16 protein-coding genes are annotated in these 25,468 nt (G+C 50.3%); 12 read left to right on the top strand and 4 right to left on the bottom strand.

All coding sequences use genetic code 11. The features are described from left to right. Positions 1-33 precede the first annotated feature (33 nt). Entirely contained in the window at positions 34-558 is a 525-nt protein-coding gene (locus BM202_RS00280; RefSeq protein WP_093822477.1) for a DUF4269 domain-containing protein, read from the bottom strand. Positions 559-928: 370 nt separating this feature from the next. On the opposite strand from BM202_RS00280, the gene BM202_RS00275 reads away from it, so the two are divergent. From BM202_RS00275 to BM202_RS00225, 11 genes are all read left to right on the top strand, one after another. Beyond that, positions 929-1,519: an RNA polymerase sigma-70 factor gene (locus BM202_RS00275; protein WP_177236472.1), complete on the top strand. Its 591-nt coding sequence runs from the start codon at positions 929-931 to the stop codon at positions 1,517-1,519. A 134-nt stretch (positions 1,520-1,653) separates the two neighbouring features. Next, a complete protein-coding gene (locus BM202_RS00270; protein WP_093822475.1) occupies positions 1,654-2,916 on the top strand; it encodes a FecR family protein in 1,263 nt (420 codons plus the stop codon). Between the two features lie 181 nt (positions 2,917-3,097). Next, positions 3,098-6,586, top strand: a complete 3,489-nt coding sequence (locus tag BM202_RS00265) for a TonB-dependent receptor (RefSeq protein ID WP_093822474.1) — start codon at positions 3,098-3,100, stop codon at positions 6,584-6,586. 45 nt (positions 6,587-6,631) lie between these two features. Continuing rightward, entirely contained in the window at positions 6,632-8,164 is a 1,533-nt protein-coding gene (locus BM202_RS00260; RefSeq protein WP_093822473.1) for a RagB/SusD family nutrient uptake outer membrane protein, read from the top strand. 297 nt (positions 8,165-8,461) lie between these two features. Beyond that, on the top strand, positions 8,462-10,384 hold the full coding sequence (locus BM202_RS00255) for an SGNH/GDSL hydrolase family protein (RefSeq protein WP_093822472.1): 1,923 nt from the start codon (positions 8,462-8,464) through the stop codon (positions 10,382-10,384). A gap of 161 nt (positions 10,385-10,545) precedes the next feature. Further along, positions 10,546-12,654: an outer membrane protein assembly factor BamB family protein gene (locus BM202_RS00250; protein WP_093823535.1), complete on the top strand. Its 2,109-nt coding sequence runs from the start codon at positions 10,546-10,548 to the stop codon at positions 12,652-12,654. A gap of 66 nt (positions 12,655-12,720) precedes the next feature. After that, positions 12,721-13,635 carry a hypothetical protein gene (locus tag BM202_RS00245; RefSeq protein WP_245776463.1) on the top strand — a complete coding sequence of 305 codons (915 nt, stop codon included), beginning with the start codon at positions 12,721-12,723 and terminating at the stop codon, positions 13,633-13,635. 45 nt (positions 13,636-13,680) lie between these two features. Continuing rightward, positions 13,681-15,045 (top strand): enolase C-terminal domain-like protein, encoded by a 1,365-nt coding sequence (locus BM202_RS00240; protein WP_093822471.1) that lies wholly within the window; start codon positions 13,681-13,683, stop codon positions 15,043-15,045. Between the two features lie 125 nt (positions 15,046-15,170). After that, positions 15,171-16,448, top strand: coding sequence for a glycoside hydrolase family 99 protein (locus BM202_RS00235; protein WP_093822470.1), 1,278 nt, complete (start codon positions 15,171-15,173; stop codon positions 16,446-16,448). Between the two features lies 1 nt (position 16,449). Further along, a complete protein-coding gene (locus tag BM202_RS00230) occupies positions 16,450-18,015 on the top strand; it encodes a glycoside hydrolase family 43 protein (protein ID WP_093822469.1) in 1,566 nt (521 codons plus the stop codon). 179 nt (positions 18,016-18,194) lie between these two features. Beyond that, a complete protein-coding gene (locus BM202_RS00225; RefSeq protein WP_093822468.1) occupies positions 18,195-19,472 on the top strand; it encodes an MFS transporter in 1,278 nt (425 codons plus the stop codon). Between the two features lie 60 nt (positions 19,473-19,532). On the opposite strand, the gene BM202_RS00220 is transcribed toward BM202_RS00225, so the two are convergent. Beyond that, positions 19,533-21,413 carry an aldolase/citrate lyase/malate synthase family protein gene (locus BM202_RS00220; RefSeq protein ID WP_093822467.1) on the bottom strand — a complete coding sequence of 627 codons (1,881 nt, stop codon included), beginning with the start codon at positions 21,411-21,413 and terminating at the stop codon, positions 19,533-19,535. Between the two features lie 52 nt (positions 21,414-21,465). Next, positions 21,466-22,626, bottom strand: a complete 1,161-nt coding sequence (locus BM202_RS00215) for a YncE family protein (protein WP_093823531.1) — start codon at positions 22,624-22,626, stop codon at positions 21,466-21,468. 231 nt (positions 22,627-22,857) lie between these two features. Here BM202_RS00215 and BM202_RS00210 point away from each other — a divergent pair, with 231 nt between their 5' ends. After that, a complete protein-coding gene (locus BM202_RS00210) occupies positions 22,858-23,205 on the top strand; it encodes a hypothetical protein (RefSeq protein WP_143100608.1) in 348 nt (115 codons plus the stop codon). Positions 23,206-23,391: 186 nt separating this feature from the next. Here the strand turns inward: BM202_RS00210 and BM202_RS00205 are convergent, their stop codons facing one another. Then, the gene (locus BM202_RS00205) at positions 23,392-25,416 is read right to left on the bottom strand and encodes a beta-L-arabinofuranosidase domain-containing protein (protein WP_093822465.1); all 2,025 of its coding nucleotides are present in this window, start codon (positions 25,414-25,416) and stop codon (positions 23,392-23,394) included. Between the last annotated feature and the right edge of the window lie 52 nt (positions 25,417-25,468).

Here is a 25,468-nt window from a genome sequence, read left to right as displayed (position 1 = left end):
CGTCATTTATAAGAATACCTCAATTAATATCTATCAAACGTTTTCATACGCCAATAGCTCAACGTATGGATTTCCCTGAAGGCCAAGCAATAGACCGAAAGCCGGTTCGGTCTTGTAGCCTTTTCGTTTGAGGGCAATAATCTCCTGTCGGAACGCTTCATCGCGCTCTGACAGGAGTTTGTGTTCGATCAGCATATGCCGATAGCCCATTTGTTGCCGGGTTGGAATGTTCTCTCCAAAGATTTCAATGTCAAACCCCTCAAGGCTAAAATTAGCCACGACAACGTCCCTGCCCGATGTTGACGACTCCCTGATGCTGAATCCTTTTTCGGAGCTAAACCCATCACGTACCATGGCCGTAAACGTCTGCCTATCGGTCCAGTAGCAGATAATATCGAGGTCGCTTGTTTCAATATCGATGTTGATTGGTATGGTGCCCACCAGGATGGGCGAAAAGGCTTCCAGCTTAGCCAGCACCTGGTATTCTGTCAACACGCCATACGCTTCCCGTTGTCTTGTAGTACCTTCTTTTAGATACTCAATTGTGTTAAAATCCATAGTCGCGTGGAATCTGGTTGACTAGCCATATAAGGCAGTACGCCTGATCTGGACCTGAAAATAAGGCCGGGTCTATTCATCCCAAAGGTATTCAGCTGCGTCGCCGGGTCCTCATCACGGTACATGGTATTATTTAGGGACCTAGACGAAGAATCAGGTAAAACAACGATTCCTATCTCATAATTTCTCTTTTTTTTCCTAAAAATCCCTCCATTACTTACATGTTAAGCATTTGTTAAGGTTTTTTTAAGTATCTGCCATTTACTTAGCATTCGATTTATTTAGAAAAATAATGGTTTTCTGGCAGTCGCTGCGGATATCAACAGCGATTGCTTACAACCCTTTTTGCGTACCTTTACTACGTCATACGATGGGTGTTCTACGGAAGATGTATGCAACGATAAGTGGTCCGGAAGCCACCCCGGATGCGCTTGACCTGGACAGCCTGTTCAAGGAATTCTACGATCGTCTTGTCTACTTTTCTCAACAAATTGTTCGCGATCAGGCCCAGGCGCAGGACATTGCGCAGGATGCTTTTATTAAATACTGGCAGGAACGAGCATTTGTCCTGGCTAATAATGTAGCGGTGAAAAACTACCTGTACAGCACCGTTCGCAATGCCAGCCTGAATGTAATACGTCACGCGAAAGTGGTTGATGACTACCGACTGCAACAGGGAACCAGTGAACCTGAAGAAGCAACCATCATGGATGCCATCATCTCGTCGGAAGTGATTGCTGAAATTCATGCCGCTATTAACGCTCTACCCGAAAGTTATCGGGTCATTTCGGTCATGAGTTATCTCGAAGGGAAAAAGAATCAGGAGATAGCAGACGAGTTGTCGATGTCGATCAATACTGTCAAAAAACAGAAACATCGGGCACTGGAGCTACTAAAGTTACACCTGTCGCCCGAATTATTCGCTCTGCTTATCACCTGGAATGTCCTGCATATAGTATAGTGTCCCTGAAAATCAACGGGATTGAATTATAACTTTAGGCCTTCCCGGTTGTCGTCAAAAAATAATTCATTAAAATTTATATTCCCTTTATCCTATTTCAGATGTCAGGTGTCTCTATGGTGTAACGCAGCACCATGGAAGACTACAGCGGCTATTTCAGGCAAGGCGACCTGATTGCGAAGTACCTCAAGGGCGAATTGAGCCATCCGGAACGGGAAGAACTGGCCGATTGGATCGCCCAAAGCGAGCACAATAGAGCGCTTTTTGAGAAACTGACGGAGAAAGACACTCTTGGTCAGGAACTTGATCGCTTCGGCCCGGGCGATAAAGAAGCGGCCTGGGAACGGATAGCCGCCGAAACAGGGCATACCCAAACGGCGCGTACTACGTATATAGGCACCCGTTTAGGCCAGCTCGTTGCGGCAGCCCTTGTTATTGTCATTTCTGGCCTTCTCGTTTATCAGGTTGTCTATAAGGATACACCCACACAGCCAGTTGCCCAACAGCTAAATGATATTCTACCGGGCGGAAACAAGGCCGTTTTAACCCTGGCCGATGCGTCTCAGATAAACCTGGACGACGCCACCAATGGCGAAATTGCCAGGCAGTCGGATATGGTGATCACGAAAACCGCTGATGGTCAATTAGTCTATGACCTATCCAAAGCAACAGCGGCTTCATCGTCCCAACGAGTTCCAGTTGTTGCGTATAACACTATTACGACACCCCGCGGAGGGAAATTCCGCGTTATTCTCCCCGATGGTAGCAAGGTCTGGTTAAATGCCGCTTCATCGTTGAAATACCCCACTAAATTTTTGAGCCACGAACGGCAGGTCGAGCTAAATGGCGAAGCTTATTTTGAGATTACGCACGTTAAAACGAGTCCTAACGTAGCGCGGCCTTTCCGAGTCTGTTCCGAAGGACAGGTTGTCGAAGTGTTGGGAACTCACTTTAATATCAATAGTTATTCGGACGAGAAAAGCGTCAAAACCACCCTGTTGGAAGGCAAAGTAAAGGTCATAAAAACACTGGCTAACGTATCAAGCAATCGGCCCAACGGGAAGACTGCTTCGGCCTTGATTCTCAAACCGGGTGAGCAGGCGCAACTGGCTTCGGGGAACCGGCCAAACCTGAATTTAATCGCGCAGGCAGACCTGGAAGAAGCGGTGGCCTGGAAGAATGGCCAGTTTCATTTCAAGGACACCGACCTGCCCACGATCATGCGCCAGATTGCCCGCTGGTATGATGTCAAGGTGGGTTATCAGGGCAAAATACCGGACATGAAATTCAGAGGCAGGATTTCCAGAGATGTGCCCCTCTCCCAGATTTTCCAGATTCTACAATTGAGTGGTGTAAATTTTAAACTAGACGGACGAAAAATCACAGTAAAATCATGATCGACAGGGCCGTATCGGGCAAGGCTCGGCACAGCCGCAGGGTATCCCACTAAAAAAAAGCCGGAACGTGTTGCGAGCACATCCCGGCCTGACGCTTAGGATAACCTGCCAGTAACACAGGCAGACTAGTAAAAACTATTGAGCCACAAGCATTTACCAAATCCCAAACCCATACAAAAGTATGAACTATTCTACTTTTTACCTATGGCATTGCCTGGCAGCGCCCTGGGAAAATCTTATGAATTCCCGGCTGACCGAATGCAGTGCGGGCATGAAACGAAAATTGATCATGCGACTCAACATTACCAGTATGCTGATCCTTGTGTCCTGTTTGCATATGTATGCATCAGGCTACAGCCAGCGTATTTCCCTGAATGAACGGAACGCTCCGCTCGAAAAAGTGCTGGATAAAATCGAAAAACAAAGCGGTTATTCCTTCTTTCTGCAAACGGATCTGCTCACGAAAAGCAACAGGGTTTCTCTGCACCTGAAAAATGCTACGTTAGAAAATGCGCTGGACGAACTGTTTAGAAATCAACCCTTAAGCTATTCGATTGTCAGCAAAACCATCGTTATAAAACGGAAAGAAGAATCAGTACTGGAGAAACCGGCGAACGGGTCAGCGCCCCCAACGGCCGAGCTACGAACCGGGCTCCGTTTAGATTCCAGGGCGGAAGTTGCGAAAAAAATGTCGGACATGCTCACGGACAGAGTTCAGAGTTTCAGAAGTGCGCTAGCTCCGATAACGGGCCGGGTTACGGACGAAAAAGGCGAAGGTCTGCCCGGTGTGAGTATTGTGGTGAAAGGCTCTCAACGAGGCACAACCACCGATACGAGAGGGCAATATCAGCTCGATCTGGCGGAACGGAATGTCATTCTGGTCTTCAGTTTCGTCGGTTATGAGAGCCAGGAGGTGACCGTTGGCGCTCAATCCACCCTGAACGTAACGCTAACCGTGAGCGAGAAGGGACTTCAGGAAGTGGTCGTCGTTGGCTATGGGGAGCAGCGCAAAAGCGACGTAACAGGAGCCACCAGTACGGTAAGCGCCAAAGAGATTGCCAAGCGGCCACTCGTTCGGGTCGAACAGGCGTTGCAGGGCACTACGTCCGGCGTGGTGGTAGCCAGCAGCAGCGGGCAGCCCGGCCGTGGGTTGAGCGTTCGCATCCGAGGGGCTAACTCCATTACGGGTTCCAACGATCCGTTGTACGTGATCGATGGATTCATTGGTGGAAACATCGAGTCCATTAACCCCAATGACATTGAGTCGCTGGAAATTCTGAAAGATGCTTCGGCTACAGCCATTTACGGGTCCAGAGGCTCGAATGGGGTGGTACTGATCACGACCAAATCGGGGCAGGAAGGCAAAGCAAAAGTGAATTTCAGTACGTGGTTCAGCCGGGCCAGCATGCCCAAGAAACTATCGCTGTTGAACGCTTACGACTTTGCCCGGACAGTCAATACGCAGTTCGCATCGACGGGAAATGCGCCCGCTTTTTCGGACGATCGGCTGCAGGCCCTTAAAGCCAGTGGCGGCACCGACTGGCAGGATGAACTTCATCAGGAACCGTTGGTCCAGAATTATCAACTCGACGTATCGGGCGGATCGGCAAACGTAAAATATCTACTGTCAGCTAATTATCTCGACCAGCCCGGCCTGATTCTCAATCAGTACTACAAGCGGGCAACGTTACGGGCGAATATCGATGCCAAAATCAATGACCGGATTAATGTTAAATTCAATCTGTCGGCCGTGTTGCCCAATAGCCGGAACACGAATTATTCGGGCGATTTAACGGACCCCTTTACGCAGGCAACGGAATGGGACCCGACTTCCCCCGTTCGCAACCCGACAACGGGTGAGTTTATCCTTACGGCCCCCTACGCGTCGATTCAGTTTAATCCCGTCGCGCGGGCAACCAGCCAGCTCGATGACAGCCGGAATACGAACGTCGCCGGAACCGGCATTTTAACGTATCAGATCATTAAAGGCCTGACGTTTACGACAAACACTACTTATCAGATCGGGTCACCATTCAACCAGTCGTTATTTGGTCCGGGAACGGGGAATGGCGTTTTGTATGCGCAGGTAAACGCATCCCGGAACTGGAATTTCCAAAACAGTAACTTCCTGACATACAAAGCCGATTTTGGCGAGCACGCGCTGACCGTAACTGCCTTATATGAACAACAGCAGGGACAGGGCATGTCGGTTAATGCGCGGGCAAACAGTTTGTCAACCTACGCGCTGGGCTACTACAACCTAAGTCTGGGCACCTCGCAGCAGACATCGTCGGGTTACTCGGCTGATGGCCTGCAATCGTACATGGGCCGGGTCAACTACGCCTACAAGGATAAGTACCTGCTCACGGCCAGCGTCCGTACCGATGGTTCGTCGCACTTAACCCAGAAGTACAGTACGTTCCCCTCGCTTGCGCTCGGCTGGAACCTGGCCAAAGAGGCTTTTCTGGCGAATTCCAAGCTGTTTTCTGACTTGAAAATCCGCGCCAGCTACGGCCAGACCGGTAATCAGGCAGTGGGTGCCTACGCGACCATTGCCCAGGTCACGACGGGTGGCGGTCAACCGGCCTATTATTTTGATGGTACTACGCCCAGTGTGGCTACGCCCCTGGGATCGCCCGTATCGAGCAGCCTGAAATGGGAAACGACCACTCAATACGATGCCGGTCTTGATGCTTCCTTTTTAAATGGGCGTTTGCGATTTACGGCCGATGTGTATCAGAAAAACATCACAAACCTGCTCTATAGCTATCAGGCACCGTTCTATTTAGGTGGTGGCAACTACCTGCGTAACATCGGCAGTGTGGAGAACAAAGGGCTCGAATTTTCGCTGAGCGGGACACCCGTTGCAACGGGCAAACTGCGCTGGACCAGCAATTTCAATATATCCTTCAATCGCAATAAGGTCACTGATCTGGGTGGCCTGGACAACGTGATTGTGAACGGCGTCGGGTCAGCGTTTAACAGCGCATCGATCCTGCGGGTTGGTCGGCCCTTGGGCGAGTTTTTCGGCTACCAGTTCCTCGGCACCTGGAAAACGAGCGAAGCCGATCAGGCCGCCCAATTCGGCATGAAGCCGGGCGACGCCAAGTACCTGGATGTGAACGGGGACCATGCCTACACGACCGACGACCGAGTGTCTATTGGCAACGGTACGCCCAAGTATTCATTCGGCTTTATCAACGACGTGAGTTACGGCAATTTTACGCTGAGCTTCATGTTCCAGGGTACGCACGGCAACCAGATTTATTCGCAGACACTGGCGTATCTGTGGGGTGGCCTGGGTGATCAACGAAACGCCACGACCACCGAAGCCCTGAATATCTGGACGGCCAGCAATCAGACTGACAATCCGGCGTTCAGCAACACCAGCAAGAATTTTAACAATAGCAGCCGCTACGTATACGACGGCAGTTACACCAAACTGAAGAACCTGTCGCTGGCCTATCGCATCCCGGAAACTCTGTTAAGCAAGGCAAAAATTCGCAGCCTCGAAGTGTATGTGAGCGGACAGAATCTGTTCACCATCACCAAATATCCAGGCTACGATCCAGAGGTATCGAACGGTACCAACGCCATCACACAGGGGTTGGAAATGGGCGTTATTCCGAACCCCAAAACCTATACGGTGGGCTTCCGACTTGGCTTGTAAGCGCTATTTGTCAGTTTTTGACCCTAAATCTCAAGAGATATAATTATGAACACCAAATACTCATTACTTCTCGTATTCGTCGTGTTGATTTTGACGGGCGGCTGTCAAAGTCTCACCGAGGACCCCAAAGGCAGCCTGACGCCAGGCACCTATTTTAAAACGCAGGCCGATCTCGATGCATCAGTGGCGGCTATCTATATCCAGTTTGCCCGCGATGGCGCCTGGGGTTTCACCAACCGCAGTACATCTTATTTCGGATCTGACGACTTCACGACTGATCCGGGGCTAAATAAAGAAGACTTTCGCCTGTTCGACCGGCTCAGTGGCGGCAGTGGCAACCTGAGTCTGGTGGCGCAATGGCAGGGCCCGTGGCAGGGTATCTATCAGGCTAACAACGTGATTGCTAACTACGCTAAAGTGGCGTCAACGGACGTACTGAAGAATCAGGCTGCAGGTCAGGCGTATTTCCTGCGGGCATTAGGCTACTATTATTTAGTGCGAACTTTTGGCCCTGTGCCGATCATCCTGACGCAGATCGATGTGAATGACCGCCCGCCCAGAGATCCGGTCGACAAAGTATATGCCGCTATCATCAGCGATTTGCAGAAAGCGAAAGAGTTATTACCTGCGTCTTTTCCGGGTCAGCCGGGCAAGGCAAACCAGATGGCGGCCCGCTCGCTGCTGGCCGATGTGTATTTGACCATGACGGGCTGGCCCCTAAAGCAGGAAAGCAATTACAAACTGGCCGCCGATGAAGCGAACGCGGTGATTCAATCGAATCAGTTTAATCTGAATACCGCCTATGCCACCGTTTTTGCGACGAACAATAGTCCGGAATCTATTTTTGGCCTGCAGTACAACGTCAGCGGTGGGCTTCCGCTACGGAGTGCCGGGTCCTCATCGGTGCCGCTTGATGAAGTGGCGACGAACGGATCGAGCGGGTGGGACGATTATTACCCCGAAATCAATTTCTACAAAAACGCCCCACCCTGCTCCCGGACCGACGCTACGTTTTATACGACCATCAAGTTGCGACAGCCTGACGGCAAAACGTTCAAACTGGTTCCCTGGGATTCTCCCGAAACGCACGCCGGGCATCCATATTACAAGAAGTTCCGGGCGGGGCTGAATGGGGATGGTGTTTCTGAAACGGAAACCGTCATCAACGCCATCAATCCAAGCACGAACAAAGTATATGACATCATTCGCTATCCGCTGGTGCTGCTCGATTACGCGGAAGCTTCTGCGATGGCCGCTGGCGGACCAACGGCGGACAGCTACAAAGCCATCAATCTAGTGCGCAAACGCGCCGGGTTGCCCGATCTGACACCGGGCCTTTCGGCGACTGCGTTCCGGGACGCGGTGGTCTATGAACGCGCCTACGAATTTGCGGGGGAATTTGGCGTACGGTGGTTCGACATCGTGCGGCTTCAACTACTTCCGCAGGTTGTGGCGGCACGGGGTCCCTTAGAAAATCCAATTCCAGCGAACACAAATTTTGCTCAGAAATACCTGGCCCCTATTCCCATCAACGAGATGGCCAGAAATCCGGCCTGGGTGCAGAACGAAGGGTATTAATCATTTTTTTCAATACAAGTATATTTTTTTGAACACAGAGGCACAGAGAACACAGAGTTTTAAAAAGAAATAGAGTCTAATTGTCAATTTTATCAAAGCTTCTAAAACTCTGTGTTCTCTGTGCCTCTGTGTTCAAAAAAATATTAGCAAGTAAATTATCAATAAGGAATGTAGTCAATGATGAGCACCGTAAAAGAATATAAGCCAGCCGAGAAACAATCATCTAAAAGGATTATATTCTTTAAAGCATTCAGCATTTTACTCTCTCTTTTCCTTTTATGCCTTATTGAAATCTCTTTGCGGCTTTTTAATTATGGGCATGATTTACGCTTATTTATTGACTACCCCGGAGACAGGAATTTTCTTGTACTAAATCCGGATGCATCTAAAAAATATTTCACGAATCAGACAATAGCCACGACTGGAAATATCGAGCCATTTAAAAAGAAAAAAGACCTAAATACATTACGAATTTTTGTACTCGGCGAATCCACAACTATTGGGTATCCATATTTTCACAATGGCTCTTTTCATCGCTGGCTTCAGTATCGATTAACCCACACGTTTCCAGACCGAAATTTTGAAATCATTAACATTGCCCTGACCGCCGTCAATTCGTACACCGTCTATGGTTTTGCGAAAGATGTAGTGGATTATGAACCCGATGCGGTATTGATTTATTCCGGCCATAATGAATACTATGGAGCGTTGGGCGTTGGCTCTACCGAGAATCTGGGTGGCAATCCGCAACTCGTTAATACGCTGCTCTATTTACGCCAATTCCGGCTTGTACAGTTAATGACAAACGTCTATGAAACGATACAACCTACGATTAGCGGGAATAAAGGAAACTCGGGCGGAACACGGATGAAGTTGATGGTAGCCGACCAGAAAATTCCTTATGATTCAGAGCTTTACCAGCGTGGCGTCGAGCAATTTCGTCATAATATAAACGCAACGTTGTCACTGTTAGCGCAACATACTATTCCTGTTTTTATCAGCAATCTGGTCAGTAATGAAAAGGACTTGAAACCGTTTGTCAGTTTCCCCGTTGGACGTACCACATTTCCGGGTTTCAACCAGCAATATGCACTGGGCGTAGCAGCTTTTGAAAGGAAAGATTTCTCCGATGCATTTACGTATTTTAAAGCGGCCAACCAGATTTATAACGGGCATGCACTTTGCAATTATTATCTGGGACGAATAGCTTACTTACAGGGCGAGTTCAGTCAGGCAAAAACCTATTTTAAGAAAGCAAACGATCTGGATGGTTTGCGGTTCCGGGCGCCGACTAGTTTCAATGACATGCTCAGCCAATTATGCACCAATTATAAGAATGCACACCTGGTCGACACAAAGGCTACGTTTGAGCGTAAATCAGCGAATGGCATCATTGGCAATGAGCTAATTCTAGAACACGTTCACCCTAATTTATTGGGTTATGCTTTACTTGCTGATACGTTCTATGAAGCGCTGAAAAAAGAAAAGTTTATTTCTGTACCGAAAGAAAAAGAAATAAGTGTTGAGCAACTGCTTCAGGCTATGCCCATTACGAAAGTAGACTCACTGGCGGGACTCTATAAAGTAAGTAACCTTAAAAGAAACTGGCCGTTCAATGAAGTAATGGCTGCTCAGCCATTTACGGTTGAAACAACCGAAGAAAAAATAGCGTATGACCTGACAACTCAAAAAACAGGATGGCTCGAATCCCTCAGTAAATTATACGATTATTACCTGAATAAGCACGACTTTGAAAAAGCCCGGCGAACCGTAGAAGCACTTGTACTTGAATACCCAACGGACGCCCGATACGCTGAAAAAGCAGCCATGCTGAGCGGAGAATTAAAAGACGACAAGAACGCTATTTTTTATTTCAAAAAAGCCTTCGCACTAGTCCCTTCTTTCGATAAAGCCCGATACTTATTTGTGCTTTTTCTCAAACTTGATCAGCCAGAACAGGCCATCCCCTATCTGGATTATGCGATTCAAAACAATACGTCTCAGTTCAACCTGAGCCCTGTCAAAGCGTATGCCGAACAGGTCGTACAACTGAAAAAGAAGCTGGTTAACGATCCGAAAAATGTCGCCATTCTAACTCAAATCGCGAATGCTTACTACCGGATGGATAACAGAGCGGGGGCGGCCAACTACGGGCAAAAAGTTTTAACAGTCGATGCTAATAACAAAGAGGCTCTATCCCTGATGGAACGCCTGAAATAGATGATTTTATACCCATGAGCACACATAAAAAACCAGTTGACAGTAGTCGTAAATTCAACGTACTGAACCGTTTCTCCGCCCGACTGCGGGCGTTTTCTGATTCAACAACACGGAACGTAGCAGCCACTGGGCTACTGCTGGGAAGTTGCCTGATCTACGGCATGCAGGAACGAAACACGGCCGTCGATACGGGTCGGGACTGGCCCAATTATGGGGGTAACAAAGCTGGAAATCGCTATTCGCCCCTCACCCAGATCAACACCGGGAACGTCAAAAACTTACAGGTCGCCTGGATGTACGATGCCTCCGAAAAGCCTGACCCGAACAATCCGGGTCGGCGGAGGGATCGGGCAATTCAGTGCCAGCCGATTGTCGTCAATGGGGTTCTGTACGGCACCACGCCCGAGCTTAAATTATTTGCGATCAAAGCCGGAACGGGTGAGCAGCTCTGGAGGTTTGAACCCTCGAAAAACGACCGACTGAACTCCAACCGGGGCGTCGTCTATTGGGAGAATGGCAACGATAAGCGTATACTCTATACCGTTGGATCAAGTTTATATGCGGTGAATGCTGAAACCGGACAGGGCATTCCCAGTTTTGGTACCGACGGCAAAGCGGATTTGCACGAAGGCCTGCAAACCAATATGGACCACGATGTTAGCAAATTATCGGTCAATGCTACGTCGCCGGGTATCGTTTACCGGAACACACTGGTCATAGGGTCGGCGGTGTCCGAAGGGGGCGATGCTGCACCGGGACACGTGCGGGCTTTCGACGTAGTGACGGGAAAACTGAAATGGGTGTTCCATACGATTCCGCAACCGGGCGAATTTGGCTATAATACCTGGCCGCCAGATGCTTACAAGAAAATCGGGGCGACCAACAACTGGAGTGGCATGTCGCTCGATGAGAAGCGGGGCGTGGTCTATTTTGGTACGGGTTCACCAGCGTCCGACTTCTACGGGGGCGATCGCAAAGGGTCCAATCTATTTGCCAATTGCATTATGGCGCTGGACGCCGAAACGGGTAAAATGAAATGGTATTACCAGACCATCCATCACGACTTATGGGATCGGGACCATCCGTCTCCACCCAATCTAATCACCTTGAAACACAACGGAAAGCTGGTCGATGCGGTGGTGCAGGCTACGAAAGATGGGCTGGTGTATGTATTGGATCGGGATAAGGGCTCGTCGCTCTTTCCGGTCGAAGAACGCAAGGTTCCGGTCAATGGGTTGCCCGGCGAACATCCCTGGCCGACCCAGAAATATCCACTCAAGCCACTGCCACTTTCCCGTCAGGTCTACACCGAAGCCGACATCACCGATCGATCTCCGGAGGCCCATGCCTACGTGAAGGAGCGTTTCCAGAAGATACGTACCAACAATAAGTTTGCGCCACCAAGTACGAACGGTACGTTACTTTTCGGGTACAGCGGTGGAGCCGAATGGGGCGGCAATGCCATCGACCCCGATGGGATTCTGTATCAGAATGTCAATGAAGAACCCTGGGAGCTGATCATGGCGGAACGATCGGGCATGAATAATCAAAACAAGCCACTCACGGCCGGAAATGCACTTTATGTCGCCAACTGCTCGGCCTGTCATGGACTGGATCGAAAAGGAAGTGGCCCTGAACTGCCCTCGCTGGTTGATATTGGCAAAAAACGGTCGGTGGAGGAAATCAAGTCTATTTTGAAAACCGGAAGTGGCCGAATGCCATCGTTCCAGCAATTGTCGGAGAAGGAACGGGATGCGCTCATCAGCTTTTTGCTGAACACCGAAACCGGCCCGGCGAAGGTTACGGCCTCCCCTACCCAAACCAGCAAAAATGGCTTCCCTTATACGCCCGCTTACGTGAGCAAAGCCTGGCAACGCTTCACCGATCAGGATGGCTATCCGGGCATAAAACCACCCTGGGGTACGCTGAATGCCATCGACCTGAATACCGGAAATTACCTCTGGCGCGTGCCGCTGGGCGAGTACCCTGAACTGGCAAAAAAAGGCGTTCCGACAACCGGAACCGACAGCTACGGCGGACCATTGGCCACGGCGGGTGGGCTTGTGTTCATCGCGGGTACGAAAGACGAAAAAATTCGGGCGTTCGATCGAAAAACCGGCAAAGTCGTTTGGGAATACCAGCTTCCGGCAGGTGGTTTCGCGACGCCGATCAGCTACGAAGTGGATGGAAAACAGTACGTTGTCATCGCGGCTGGCGGTGGACGAGGCCAGAAGATCGGCGGTAACTACGTAGCATTTGCTTTAAAATAAACCATGATAAAATCGGCGATACACACCTGCTTTCTTCTCTGCGTACTGGCGGCCCTAACCGTTAGCATGAAACCCGTTCTGGAGATTCCTGAAGCTGACATAACGAACGGGTTGGTTCACGCTCATCTGTACCTGCCCGACGCGGAGAACGGCTATTACCGGGGCACTCGTTTTGACTGGTCGGGGGTGGTGGCCAGCCTGGACTATAAAGGACATACATACCACGGCAAATGGTTCGATACATATAACCCGACTACCCACGATGCCATCATGGGACCCGTTGAGGAGTTTGAACCGCTGGGTTTTTCTGATGCAAAGGCGGGTGATTCGTTCGTCAAGATTGGTGTAGGAAACCTCACCAAGCCCGATGAGAAGCCCTATAGCTCATATAAAACCTATGAAATTGCCAATCCCGGTACCTGGAAACTAAAAAAGACGAAGAATCAGGTCCAGTATAGCCATACGCTTTCCAATACCAACTACGGGTATGAGTACCAGAAAACGCTGGCGCTCACCAAAGGCAAACCCGAACTGGTGATCACGCATAGCCTTAAAAATACGGGCAGTCGTACTATCGAAACGATGGTGTATAACCACAACTTTTTCGTGATTGACCAGCAACCGGCGGGTCCGGATTACGCGGTTACATTGCCACTGAAAAACCTATCAGCCGAAGGCGGAAAAGGCGTTGGCGACCTGGTGACACTTCAGGGCAATCAACTGGTCTATCTCCGTGATATAGGAAAACGGGAACAGGCGTATTTCCCAAATCTGACGGCGGGTAAGCCTGTGGCGTATCAGCTAACCGTTGGAAACACAAAAACGGGAGCCACGGTAAACGTGACCGGCGACCGGGAAATCGCTAAACTGGTGTTCTGGTCTTCGTCAACAACGGTGTGCCCGGAGCCTTATATCAACCTGAACGTAGCGCCGGGTAAGACGTTTAGCTGGCAAATCGCCTATGAATACAGTATAAAGTAGCCGCTTAATTTACTTAACCTCAAATCAGTCAGTCGAAAAACCCGTATGAAAAACCCAGCACTACAGCTAGAATCCAGCCGCCGGAATGCCCTCAAGATGTTAGGCCTAGGCTCAACCGCCGGCCTATTCGGCCTGTTCGAGAGTCCACAAGCCCGGGCTGAAAACCATGTCACACCCGCCTACGCCAAAGGTGCAGCACCCGTTACTATCAAGAGTGTGCGCGCGATCACGACGGCGCCCGGTGGCTCGAATCTGGTCATTGTTAAAGTCGAAACCTCCGAACCCGGTTTGTATGGGCTGGGTTGCGCTACGTTTACGCAACGGGCTCTGGTCGTGGTGCCCGCCATCAATACGTATCTGAACGACTTTTGCGTCGGTAAGGATGTCGACAACATTGAAGATATGTGGCAATCGGCCTACGTTAGTTCGTACTGGCGCAATGGACCCGTTCTCAACAATGCCCTTTCTGGCCTGGATCAGGCGTTGTGGGACATTAAAGGCAAACGGGCCAACATGCCTGTTTATCAGCTTCTGGGCGGCAAAACCCGTATGGCGGTGGATACCTATACCCACGCCAGCGGCCCAACGCCCGAAGCCGTGGCCGACAAGGTGCAGCAGTTTATGGAGATGGGTTTCCGGCACATCCGCATTCAGCAGGGTGGTTACGGGGGCGTGGGCGCCATGGCCGAGATTAAACCCGACTTTAAAGCTGCCGGATTTGCGAAGGAAACCGATGATTTCTCCGATCAACGGACGTACCTGAAACGGGTACCCAAGATGTTTGACATCGTTCGGAAACGTTGCGGGGAAGATATTCAGCTTCTGCACGACATGCACGAACTGGTGGAGCCCATCGACGCTATTAACATGATCAAAGGTCTGGAGGAATACCGCCCCTACTTCATCGAAGATCCGTTCTCACCCGAAAATATGAGCTGGTTCAAGCTACTACGCCAGACGACCTCCGTGCCGATTGCGATGGGCGAATTGTTTAACAACATCAACGAATTCAAAGAGCCGATGGCCAACCAGTTGTTCGACTTTATCCGGATTCATATTTCGCAGATTGGCGGCATTACTCCAGCCATGAAGGTGGCTCGACTGGGCGAATGGTTCAACGTTCGCACGGCCTGGCACGGACCGGGCGATACGTCCCCGGTGGGTCATGCGGCCAATAACAGCATCGACATTGCCGTCTGGAACTTCGGCATTCAGGAGTCGCAGATGTTCAATGACAAAGTGAAGGAAGTATTTCCGGGTTGTCCGACCATTAAGAATGGCTATTATCAGGTGAGCGAATCGCCGGGTCTGGGCATCGACATCAACGAAAAGGAAGCCGCTAAATACCCGATCGGCACCAAATCCCGCTGGACGGTTCGCAAGAGTGACGGTACGTTGCTGAAGCCGTAATGGCCAGATTTTTTTGTTTATGAAGCCCGTTGAAACACTCACATTTCTGTCAATCCGACCGGTCCGCCGGTCGGATTGACAAACAGGCTCATTAAGGCTACACCATTTGAGGCATCCTGAAACGCATGAAAAAAGCTAATCCACTAATTTTCGGCCTGTTACTTTTTTACGCATTCAACAGCCAAAGCCAGCCTGTCAACTACGATGAAACAGGCTGTTTATATACGCGCTACAAAGGGCTGGTGATGGCGGGGTATCAGGGGTGGTTTGCCGCCCAGGGTGATGCATCAGAGCGGGGTTGGCACCATTACCAGAAACAGGGAAAATTCGAGCCGGGCTATGCCTCCATCGACTTCTGGCCGGATGTGAAAGACTACGTTACTACGTATAAAACGGCGTTCCGTTACGCGAATGGCGACAGTGCTTACGTGTATAGCCCTTATGATGAAACCAGCGTCGATCTGCATTTTAAATGGATGCGCGAGTATGGCATCGACGGCGTGTTCATGCAGCGGTTTCTGTCAGAAATAAAGTCGGAGAAAGGTAAACGGCATTTCAACAAAGTGCTGGCCAATGCATTGAAAGCATCGAAAAAATACAAGCGGGCACTGTGCATTATGTACGACCTCAGTGGGGCAACATCGGCCGATATGGAGGTGCTGATTAAGGATTGGAATGAGGTTCAGCAGCTTTTTGCTTTGTTCAACAACAAAGAAAATCCGACCTATCTACGGCACAACGGAAAACCATTACTGGCGATCTGGGGCGTTGGGTTTAACGACAAGCGCAAGTACACCGTTGCTGATATTCAGGGGTTGGTGGATAAGCTGAACAGTCCAGCTAAAAAATACTCGATTCTGCTGGGGGTGCCGTATTACTGGCGAACAATGACGAAGGACACCGAACCATCTGACGGGCTTCATCCGCTCATTAAAAGCGCCGACATCATCATGCCTTGGGCCGTAGGCCGTTATAATCCAACGACTTACGCGTCGGTTTCGGGCAGTACGCTGGTGAATGACATTGCCTGGTGTAAAACAAACAAAGTCGATTATGTACCGCTGGTTTTTCCGGGTTTTAGCTGGGGGAATTTGAAAAACAGCCCCAACGTCTATAACCAGATTCCACGGTTAAAAGGGGATTTCCTGTGGCAACAGGTGGCCGGGGCAAAGCAGGCTGGAGCCGAAAGTCTATACGTGGCTATGTTCGACGAGGTTGACGAAGGAACAGCTATTTTTAAAACCAGAAAAGAAGGTGAGTTACCCTTGAATTCAGATGGTAAATTTGTGGGTATTGAAGCCGATCTTGATTCTGATTATTACCTCTGGCTTACCGGTCAGGCGGCCAATTGGTTTCATGGAAAGAAAGGATACCTTGCTCAAAAACCGTCCAGACGCAACTAGCATGATGTTACATAGTTCAGTCCTTATTCTCTCTTTTCTATTTTCCATTCAGTGCCTGGCGCAGCCATCCAGCCGTCCGGCGGGCCCAACCACTACGTATCGAAATCCGGTGATTGCGGGCGACTTTGCTGATCCGTCGATTATCCGGGTTGGCGATACGTATTATGCGGTCGGTACGTCGTCGGAATGGGGACCGGCTTACCCGATGTATACGTCAAAAGATCTGGTCAATTGGGACTATGTTGGTCCCGTTTTTACTACCCCGCCAGCCTGGACAATGGGCAGCTATTGGGCGCCCGAGCTTTTTCACCGAAACGGTACGTATTACGTGTACTACACCGCCCGCCGAAAATCCGACAAGCGTTCGTACATCGGCGTTGCTTCTACCCGCGACCTCCGCAAAGGTTTCACCGATCATGGTCTGTTGCTCGAATGGACGAGCGAGGCCATCGACGCGTTTGTCCTTGAAGATGCAGGAAAACTGTACATTACCTGGAAAGCGTACGGCCTGGACAAGGGAAAAGACATCGAAATTCTCGGCGCCGAGCTTTCTGCGGATGGATTGAAAATGACGGGGAAAGCCTTCCCGATGCTCAAAGCTGAACGTAACAACTGGGAGTCTGGCGGAGCGGAAGGACAGGCTATTTTCAAGCGAGGACGCTATTATTACATGACCTATTCGGGCAATGCCTGCTGTGGTCCCCGCTGTAACTATCAGGTGGGTTTGGCACGCACCGAAAAGCTACAGGGGCCGTGGGAGAAATACGCTAAAAACCCGGTGCTGTTCAGTGACGACAGCTGGAAATGCCCCGGTCATGGAACCGTCGTGACAACACCCGGTAATCGCTATTTTTACCTGCACCATGCCTACAACGGCACAGATTTTACGTTCGCCGGACGACAGGGCGTTTTGAGTGAACTGGTTTGGGACGACAAAACCCAGTGGCCCGCTTTCCGGTATGGAACCACAACGCCCGCCCAGGCGGAATCGCCACTGGGCGCAACCCAGAAAAAGGACCAAAACCTGATGGTTGATTTCAGCAAATCGGTACCCGACAATTTCTGGGTGTGGGACGTGAGCCTGCCAAAACCAACGTTTAGTATCAAGGACGGGGCGTTGAAACTGGTCAATACATCGGGTAATTCAACGGGCAGCTTTTTGGGAACCGTCATAAAAAAAGGAACGTATACATTCCTTGCCGATGTCAGTCCGCAAAACGAGGCTCTTCAAAGCATATGTCTGTATGGCGACGCCAATAATGCATTAGGGTTTGGGGTCAAGAAAGGGGTGCTGGAACTTTGGCAGGTTAAGGAAGGAGTTCGCACGGTGGTGAAAACACAGACAATTCCCGACGACGTGTCGGCCATTACCTTGCAATTACGTAGTCGTTTCGGTGAGTTCTACGAGTTTGGCTGGTCTGAAAAGGGTGGAAAAACACAGCAGATTTCTAAAGAGCCGCTGGATGGTTCGTACCTGCCTCGCTGGGACCGGGCACCGCGCGTCGGCCTAAGTGTGTCGGGACAAGGCAGCAGCCTCATTCGATCAATCCAGATGAAATATGACTGACTTAATTTTATTGTCCACAAAGTGGTCCGCCATTGCGGCACAGAGGACACAAAGAATTTACCTATTTATTTCTCTGTGTTCTCTGTAGCTCTGTGGACAATAAAATTAAGTCAATCAACTTATGTTACTGCGTATATCTGCGCAACAATCCTCTTTAGTATTCATAAAAGCACGTTAGCATGGAAAAAACCCTGGCACAATCCCGTTGGTATCGCCTGATACCCGTAGCGTTCATCACCTACAGTCTGGCGTACCTTGACCGGGCAAATTTTGGCTTTGGGGCCGCCAGTGGCATGGCGACCGATCTGCACATTACGCCCTCCATGTCCTCGCTGCTGGGATCGCTTTTCTTCCTGGGGTATTTTTTCTTTCAGGTTCCCGGTGCCATTTACGCCGAAAACAAAAGCGCCAAGAAGCTGATCTTCTGGTCGTTGATTCTGTGGGGTGGACTCGCCATGGCAACCGGCATCATCAGCAATGTGAATCTACTGATTGTGATTCGCTTTGTGCTCGGTGTCGTTGAGAGCGCGGTTATGCCATCCATGCTGCTTTTCCTGAGTCGGTGGTTTACCAAAGCCGAACGCTCACGGGCCAATACGTTCCTGATTCTCGGCAATCCAGCCACGATCCTCTGGATGTCGGTACTGTCGGGCTATTTAATCAAAGCCGTGGGCTGGCGGTGGATGTTTATTCTGGAAGGACTTCCGGCTATTATCTGGGCCTTTTTCTGGTGGCGTCTGGTCGCGGATAAACCGAAAGACGCCAATTGGCTGACCGAATCCGAGAAACAGGATATAGAGGCAGAATTACAGAAAGAGCAGCAGGGCATTAAACCCGTCAAGAACTATGCGCAAGCCTTTAAATCCAGAATTGTTATCCTGCTGAGTCTGCAATATGCCCTGTGGAGCATCGGCGTCTACGGCTTCGTGATGTGGCTGCCGTCCATCCTGAATGCCGCTCCCGATATGAACATTGTCAAAACCGGCTGGCTGTCGTCGGTGCCGTACGTACTGGCGATTATCGGCATGTTAAGCGCGTCCTATTTTTCCGACAAAACCCTGAACCGGAAGCTGTTTGTCTGGCCGTTTTTGCTGCTGGGCGCGCTGGCGTTCTATGCCTCTTACCTGGTTGGTGCCGATCATTTCTGGCTATCGTTTGTGCTCCTGATCATTGCCGGTGGTGCCATGTATGCCCCCTACGGACCGTTTTTTGCTATTATCCCCGAAATTCTACCCAAGAACGTAGCGGGTGGTGCAATGGCCCTCATCAACAGTTTTGGCGCGTTAGGGTCGTTTATCGGCTCCTACATCGTGGGCTATTTGAACGGTACAACCGGCGGTTTTGGCGCATCGTATATCTTTATGGCAGGCTCTCTTTTTCTCTCCGCCATCATTACGCTGATCGCGGTAAAAACGCCTGAGCGCCAACCCCAACCCGAGAGACTGGTGGTTCAGTAAGAAATAAAAATAGCGAAGAAACGATACGTATCGTTTCTTCGCTACGCAACAGGTCATAACTCAAAAATCAAGGTTTTCGGTGATCCGTTTGCCTTCGTTGGTAAGCGTATCCATGTATAACCTGATTCGGTCTTTCGCTACGTCCAGGTCGAGGTTATTGAGGTTGATATTCAGCAAATCGATGAACCAGGGCGGTTTTATTTCGCTCAGCATATAAACATCCGCGATCTCACGGGCGATGGGCAACGTAGTGGTTTTCGACGAATCGAAGACATCCTTATTACCCGCCTTCAGGAGCTTCTCGTACTCCTCATCACGCAATCGTTCGTACAAGGCTTCCGTAAAAACATCCCCCGCTTTGGTACCGGTTTCTACATCGTTTTCTGTGAGAATCGCCCCTTTGTGCGCCCACTCCCAGAGAATGCTCAAGCGAATCTCGCCGGTCGCCATGTCCTCCATCAGGTACAGAATATCATCATTCCCGAAGAAATCGGCGGGTTTAAGTGCGGCTGCCTGCATCCCCTGGCCGAAGGCATTGCCGTACTGCAAGGCAACGCTCAGCAGATTACGCGCTCCCCGGATATCCGTGGGCGCCGGTTCGATCAGGATCAGGCCGTCGGCGTCCTGTTGCGTGTAAGTTAGTCGTGGAAATTCTCTCCCCAACTGGTTGGCCTCTCCTATTTCCTCCCAGACCGGCCGGACGATATGCACCATTTTCCAGTGAGCGACCCACTTGCCACTGGCTCCTTCGCGTTGTTCGCGTTCGGCACCAGCTATGGCTTTTTTCATGCTGGCCGAAACGCCTTCTTCTGAACCAACCGGTATGTTGGGCTCCATCCCACCCTGCCACAACGCAAAATTACCGTTGCGGTCCGGCGTATTGACAGCCCGACGCACCCGGTCTTCGTAATTGCGCATGTAGCCATAGGTCATGGTGATGGCTTCGATGTTGGGGTTGATGAAGGTTTTGTCCCACGCCATTGCATCCGATACGCTATTGATGTAATCCCAGCGACCGGTGTTGTAGCCCACAAAGTGTTTGCCCAAAGCCGCCCGAATTTCCATGAGTTGATGCGTCGCTTCGAGTTGCTCGACCAGCACGTACACTTTAACCGTTCCAGACTCCAGTCCGATCTGGGTTTCCAGCGCATCGAGCAACGCACTCCATACACCTGCCTCTTCGGCCGTCTGTATTTTAGGCAGATACAGGACAATTGACGACCCGGCCTGTTGGAGCGCTTTGTAATTATTCACTACGTATAGCGTGGCGTCCACAAGGGAAGCGGCCATCGCCACGCCATCGGTATCGCGAACGTGGCGGTCATCGAGATGCAGACCGCGCGCCCGAAAAATCTTGGTTGTAAAATCCAGTTGTTTCTCCCAGTCCGTGATAATATCCCGTCCCAAAAACGATGTCGACCACCAGTTGATTTCTTCCGAAACCCGCGCGGCTACGGTCAGGAATAGCGGGTCTTTGTGAATGGCCAGTTTCAAATTCCGCTGGTTATCGAGCGACATGGTTGCCACTTGCCCCAGCGCATCTTCGCCATCGAACATCCAGCCATCGGCCCCGGATAACAACGCATACGCTACGTTTCGGATGCTGTTTTCGACCGGCGTGTTGGGTTTTGCCGCGGGCCCGGTTCCCTGAATCCACTGGCGCTTCAGATCAGCGGGAATTACGGACCCTTCAAAGTTGCCTTCGCGCGCATCCTGCACGGTAATGGTTGTTCCGGGAATAGTACTGGCTGGATCAAGAAACGTGATCCGCGTTTGGTTTTGCTGACGGGCAGCCCGTCGCTGCATCCGGGCGGTCATAACCTCTTTAATACGTCTATTAAAGGGAGCCAGCGCCGAAAGCGTCGAAAGGACTTCTGGTGTATATACATCGCTATAGACCTCTTTCAGGTTATCGCGAATCGTAACATTGTTGTCGCTCATATTAAGGGTTAATTCGTACAGAGATAAAAGAAAAACATGGAGTAGTTAAAACTTAATTTTTAGCTACTTTTTTCACCTGACCCAGGCCAAATTGATCACCGGCGGCAACGGCTTTGCCACTGCTAAAATGGATTTCTACCATTTTTTCACTTTGAACCGCATTGAAATCCTGATCCTCCAGCGTGGTGATGATTTTCCGGGTCTTCACATCAATGATATCGCCCGTGGACGGATAGGCATACTTCCCGTCCACGCTAAAGGTAATCCAGCCGGGCATATCCCGGACCAGAATTGACGTTTTCTGAACGGGCGGCATCACGGTATTGTCAAAAATATGAACGCGATTATTAGCCCCGTCGCACAACCAGATTTCTTTTTCGTCGGGGGTCATACCAATCCCATGACTGGGACAGCCATGCCGCTTTACCTCGCCAATGTTGAATCCTTCGACAACAACCCGATGCAGGAATTTTCCTGTGACAAGATCACCGATTTCAAAGCCAAGCAGGCCATTCACATTGACATACACAAGTGTCTGCGCGCCATTGATGGTGAACGGGCGAATGTCGGCGGCAAATGGGCCAACCTGTTTGGCCACGGTATGCGTTCGGGTATCGGCAACGTTGAGCATGGTCGATTTGAGGCCAGCCAGATAAACGAACTTTCCATCGGGCCCGTAAATGGTGTTATGCGCCCCTGAGTTCGTGACAATTTTCTTGATTATATCGCCGGTTCTGGCATCCACAACGGTCCAGAATTCCTTTTCCAGCGACGGCATATAAATGATCGTACCATCGGGCGAAATCGAAATCCGGTCGACGCCCCCTTCGTATGGCTTCTCCCACACCAGCTTTTCGGTCGTCAGGTCGATGCATTGAAGGGCTTCTAACGTACTGATATAAATGCAGTTGGTGGCCAGACTCACATCAACGCCTTTCACATTAGACGGTTTCCCATTTTTACTCAGTCCGCCCGTTTTGATGAATTTCACAAACTTGTGATTGTTGTCAATGTCGAAAACCTGAATGCCATGCCCGCCATAACCCAAGTAGTTCCGAACGCCGGGTGTCACTACGTATAAATAGCGTTGCACTTTGGGCGCGGATTTGCTAAAATTTGTCACAAAAGTATCTTTCGAGGAAATCCAGGCGGTTGTTGATACGAGAAACACCCCGCCTATCAGGAAAAGAAGCCAGTTTATTTTCGCCTTCATATGCGTTACGTTTGAGGTTAACAGGGGATGGGTTTGTCTATTGGTAAGGACAAAACCGGTCAGGTTTACCCGGAGATTTCGGAGAATATTGCGTAAGTCTCTAGCGTTTGGATCGGCAGAAATGGGGTCTGAAAAATGAACCATTACCGGGGATTATATAAATTTCCCGGCGTATTGCTTTCTTTTTCGTTAGCTTTAGTCAATCAATTTTATTTTGTAAAAACAGAATTTATGAGCGATGAAGATTTTCGATCCTATGCCGGTTCCTACCGCAACCTGGTAGTGAGAAGCCTGGGCGAGAAGTACAGCCTGCAGGCACGCGGCTTTGAGACGTTAGTCATTGCCGAACGCGGGCAGTCGCTAAGCGATAAATCGATCACCAAAATGCGAACATCGGTCAAGGGCCTTTTGGTACGTGCTCTGACTAGTCTGACGATCACGCCTGAGTTTCGCTCGTCGGGCAAGCACCTCTCCGGCTGGCAAAAAGAAATCGAAGACGCAGGCCTGGCCACTGAACTAGGGGTGATTTGCCAACGAATCAGTGATTCTATTTTTGAGGCTAAAGTAGCCCTGGCTTAGCCTGTTCAAAAACTATTTTTGTCAGTTCGTTGACACCTAACCCCCTGAAGGGGGCTTAATCTGAGAGTGAGCAAAGCCCCCTTCAGGGAGCTGGGGGTATGGCAAGCCGAGTTTTTGTAATTTCCATAACGTACCGACGTCCATAGATGTCGGTACGTTTGTTTTAAACAACCAGGAAAGTCCCGGTTACCGGCCCACAACCGGAAACTGGGAAATCCGCAGGTTAGTGCACCCATACGGAATCAGTGTAATCTCTTCCTCCTCTTTGGCCGTTTCCAGCATATACGTCACACTGTACGGAATGGGTCCCGTCATTTCATTATATATCTGCCAGGAAGGAATGCGCTTCGCTTTGGTTTTGATGAGCAATGGAGCACTTTCTGGATTCCAGGGATAGAGCGAAACCGGACCTTTCTTTTCGACTCTGTAATTCTCGTCCAGCCTGTTTTCAGCTACCCGTAGCAAGCCGTAATTCCAGGGCGTTGTGGGGTGCATCTCCACATATGAATCACCATAGTCGATGGGATCTTTGTCATTTTTGATCTTCTTAGCCTCCTCCCCAATTTTCAGCGCGTAGGTGAGTGGCCCTCGTTCGACCGACATTGAGTTTTCGTACCAGGTGTTTCTGAAAATATGCATAGGCAGCTCTAATTCAACGACATCGCCTGATTTCCACGCCCGATTGATCTTAACAACCTGATTGCTGGAAGCCTCCTGCCAAACGTTACCGTTGATCTTAACCGACCCTTTTTTGCACCAGGCGGGTATGCGCAGATGGAACGGAAACGTCACTGCTTTTACCGCATCATTGGTACGTAACGTAAACCTGACCGTCTCTTCGAACGGGTAATTTGTCTCTTCTTTAAACGACACTTCTGTCCCGTTTGCTACGTAAGCTTTGACCTCACTTGGGGCATAAATCAGGGCCGAAAGCCCTTTGTCGGCAGTGGCATACCACAGGTTTTGCGTGAATTTTGGCCAGCCCTGGTGCATGTTCGACGTACAGCAGGGATAGCCCGTCAGCAAACCGTAGCACAGGTCGGTGCCGCCGTGGTTAACATCGAAATTACGGGTGTGCCGCGTCAGCATGACCTGATTGGCCTGCTGAAAATACTGGCGGCTCATGTAATCATCGGAAACCTGGGTCGGTAGGGCGTTAAACGCAATTTTTTCTAGCTGGTCCGCATAACCTACGTTCCCGGTAATTTCGAGCATGCTTTCCAGCGAGAACATCATTTCCACCGCCGAGCACAGCTCCGAACCCTGGGTTGGGTTATTCCCATGCAGCGCTTCGTCGCCCCCGTAAAGTCCGTGCGCCATGCCATTGAATTTTCGGATATCCCCAACCCCTTTTACGGTGGCATCCAGGTATTTTTTATCCGGATGATGCTGGTAATAAACGATCGGCTCTTTAATGCCCTGCGCCAGATTAACGCAATGGATGCTGCCTTCTTTAGCCAGCATATCGGTATTCAGGAATGCGTTGGTATAATCGAACGTCTGTTTGTGCAGCAGATCGCCCAAAGCCAGCAAAAATTTATCACCCGTAATGTTGTACAGCCAATACACAATCATCAGGTTGTCGCCAGCCCGATAGCGCGCCCAGAACGTCCAGTGATCGAGTGGTTTCCGCGGAAGTTCTTTCAGTTGATACCTGAAGTAATTCGTCATCAGGGTGATCACCCGCTTGTCGCCCGTTGCGGAATAATACTGCTTCAAAATTTTTAGCATGACCATCTTTGGCCACCAGTCACGGCTGTTGTCCCGCTGGATGCCGGGCTCCTGCGGATAGTCTTTCGAGGGGCCAAAGTATCCATCCGGCTGCTGGCTCTTAATGGCCCATTCAACCCAGGGCTTCGTCTTGGCGATCAGCTCTTTGTCGTCCAGAATATAAGCAAGCGGCAGCAATCCATCGATCCAGTACGGTCCCCGCTCCCACTGGTCGCCATCGCCCCCCAACCAGCCATTCCGTTCATTCATGACCAGCGGATACAGCTTATCAAGATTTCCGGTGGCCCCGTTCTTCTGACGCACCAGCATTTCCCGCAACCACCCATGTGGCTTGATGGCCCCTAGCGGCAATTCCAGATACGGATTCTGGCGTAACGGTGCCCGACTGTTTGTATAGTGTTGAACCGACGTCGTCTTTTTCACCTGTCCCATCGCCGTAAAGGCAAGCGGTAACAAGAGAACGGGTAAACTAATTTTCATATGCATGCGGTCGTGTGTACAAAAAGGTTTCTGCCAGGATTGACAGCCGGGC

This window comes from Spirosoma endophyticum (assembly GCF_900112365.1).
In the GTDB taxonomy this organism is placed as follows: domain Bacteria; phylum Bacteroidota; class Bacteroidia; order Cytophagales; family Spirosomataceae; genus Spirosoma; species Spirosoma endophyticum.
The sequence above is the reverse complement of the archived record's forward strand: the minus strand, read 5'-3'. Positions and strand labels throughout refer to the sequence as shown.

Excerpts from the sequence above, each read along its gene's own strand:
- BM202_RS00230 (WP_093822469.1), top strand. The coding sequence starts at position 16,450 with ATGATGTTACATAGTTCAGTCCTTATTCTCTCTTTTCTATTTTCCATT.
- BM202_RS00240 (WP_093822471.1), top strand. The coding sequence starts at position 13,681 with ATGAAAAACCCAGCACTACAGCTAGAATCCAGCCGCCGGAATGCCCTC.
- BM202_RS00210 (WP_143100608.1), top strand. The coding sequence starts at position 22,858 with ATGAGCGATGAAGATTTTCGATCCTATGCCGGTTCCTACCGCAACCTG.
- BM202_RS00265 (WP_093822474.1), top strand. The coding sequence starts at position 3,098 with ATGAACTATTCTACTTTTTACCTATGGCATTGCCTGGCAGCGCCCTGG.
- BM202_RS00235 (WP_093822470.1), top strand. The coding sequence starts at position 15,171 with ATGAAAAAAGCTAATCCACTAATTTTCGGCCTGTTACTTTTTTACGCA.
- BM202_RS00280 (WP_093822477.1), bottom strand. The coding sequence starts at position 558 with ATGGATTTTAACACAATTGAGTATCTAAAAGAAGGTACTACAAGACAA.
- BM202_RS00215 (WP_093823531.1), bottom strand. The coding sequence starts at position 22,626 with ATGAAGGCGAAAATAAACTGGCTTCTTTTCCTGATAGGCGGGGTGTTT.
- BM202_RS00260 (WP_093822473.1), top strand. The coding sequence starts at position 6,632 with ATGAACACCAAATACTCATTACTTCTCGTATTCGTCGTGTTGATTTTG.
- BM202_RS00270 (WP_093822475.1), top strand. The coding sequence starts at position 1,654 with ATGGAAGACTACAGCGGCTATTTCAGGCAAGGCGACCTGATTGCGAAG.
- BM202_RS00245 (WP_245776463.1), top strand. The coding sequence starts at position 12,721 with ATGAAACCCGTTCTGGAGATTCCTGAAGCTGACATAACGAACGGGTTG.
- BM202_RS00250 (WP_093823535.1), top strand. The coding sequence starts at position 10,546 with ATGCAGGAACGAAACACGGCCGTCGATACGGGTCGGGACTGGCCCAAT.
- BM202_RS00225 (WP_093822468.1), top strand. The coding sequence starts at position 18,195 with ATGGAAAAAACCCTGGCACAATCCCGTTGGTATCGCCTGATACCCGTA.
- BM202_RS00275 (WP_177236472.1), top strand. The coding sequence starts at position 929 with ATGGGTGTTCTACGGAAGATGTATGCAACGATAAGTGGTCCGGAAGCC.
- BM202_RS00220 (WP_093822467.1), bottom strand. The coding sequence starts at position 21,413 with ATGAGCGACAACAATGTTACGATTCGCGATAACCTGAAAGAGGTCTAT.
- BM202_RS00205 (WP_093822465.1), bottom strand. The coding sequence starts at position 25,416 with ATGAAAATTAGTTTACCCGTTCTCTTGTTACCGCTTGCCTTTACGGCG.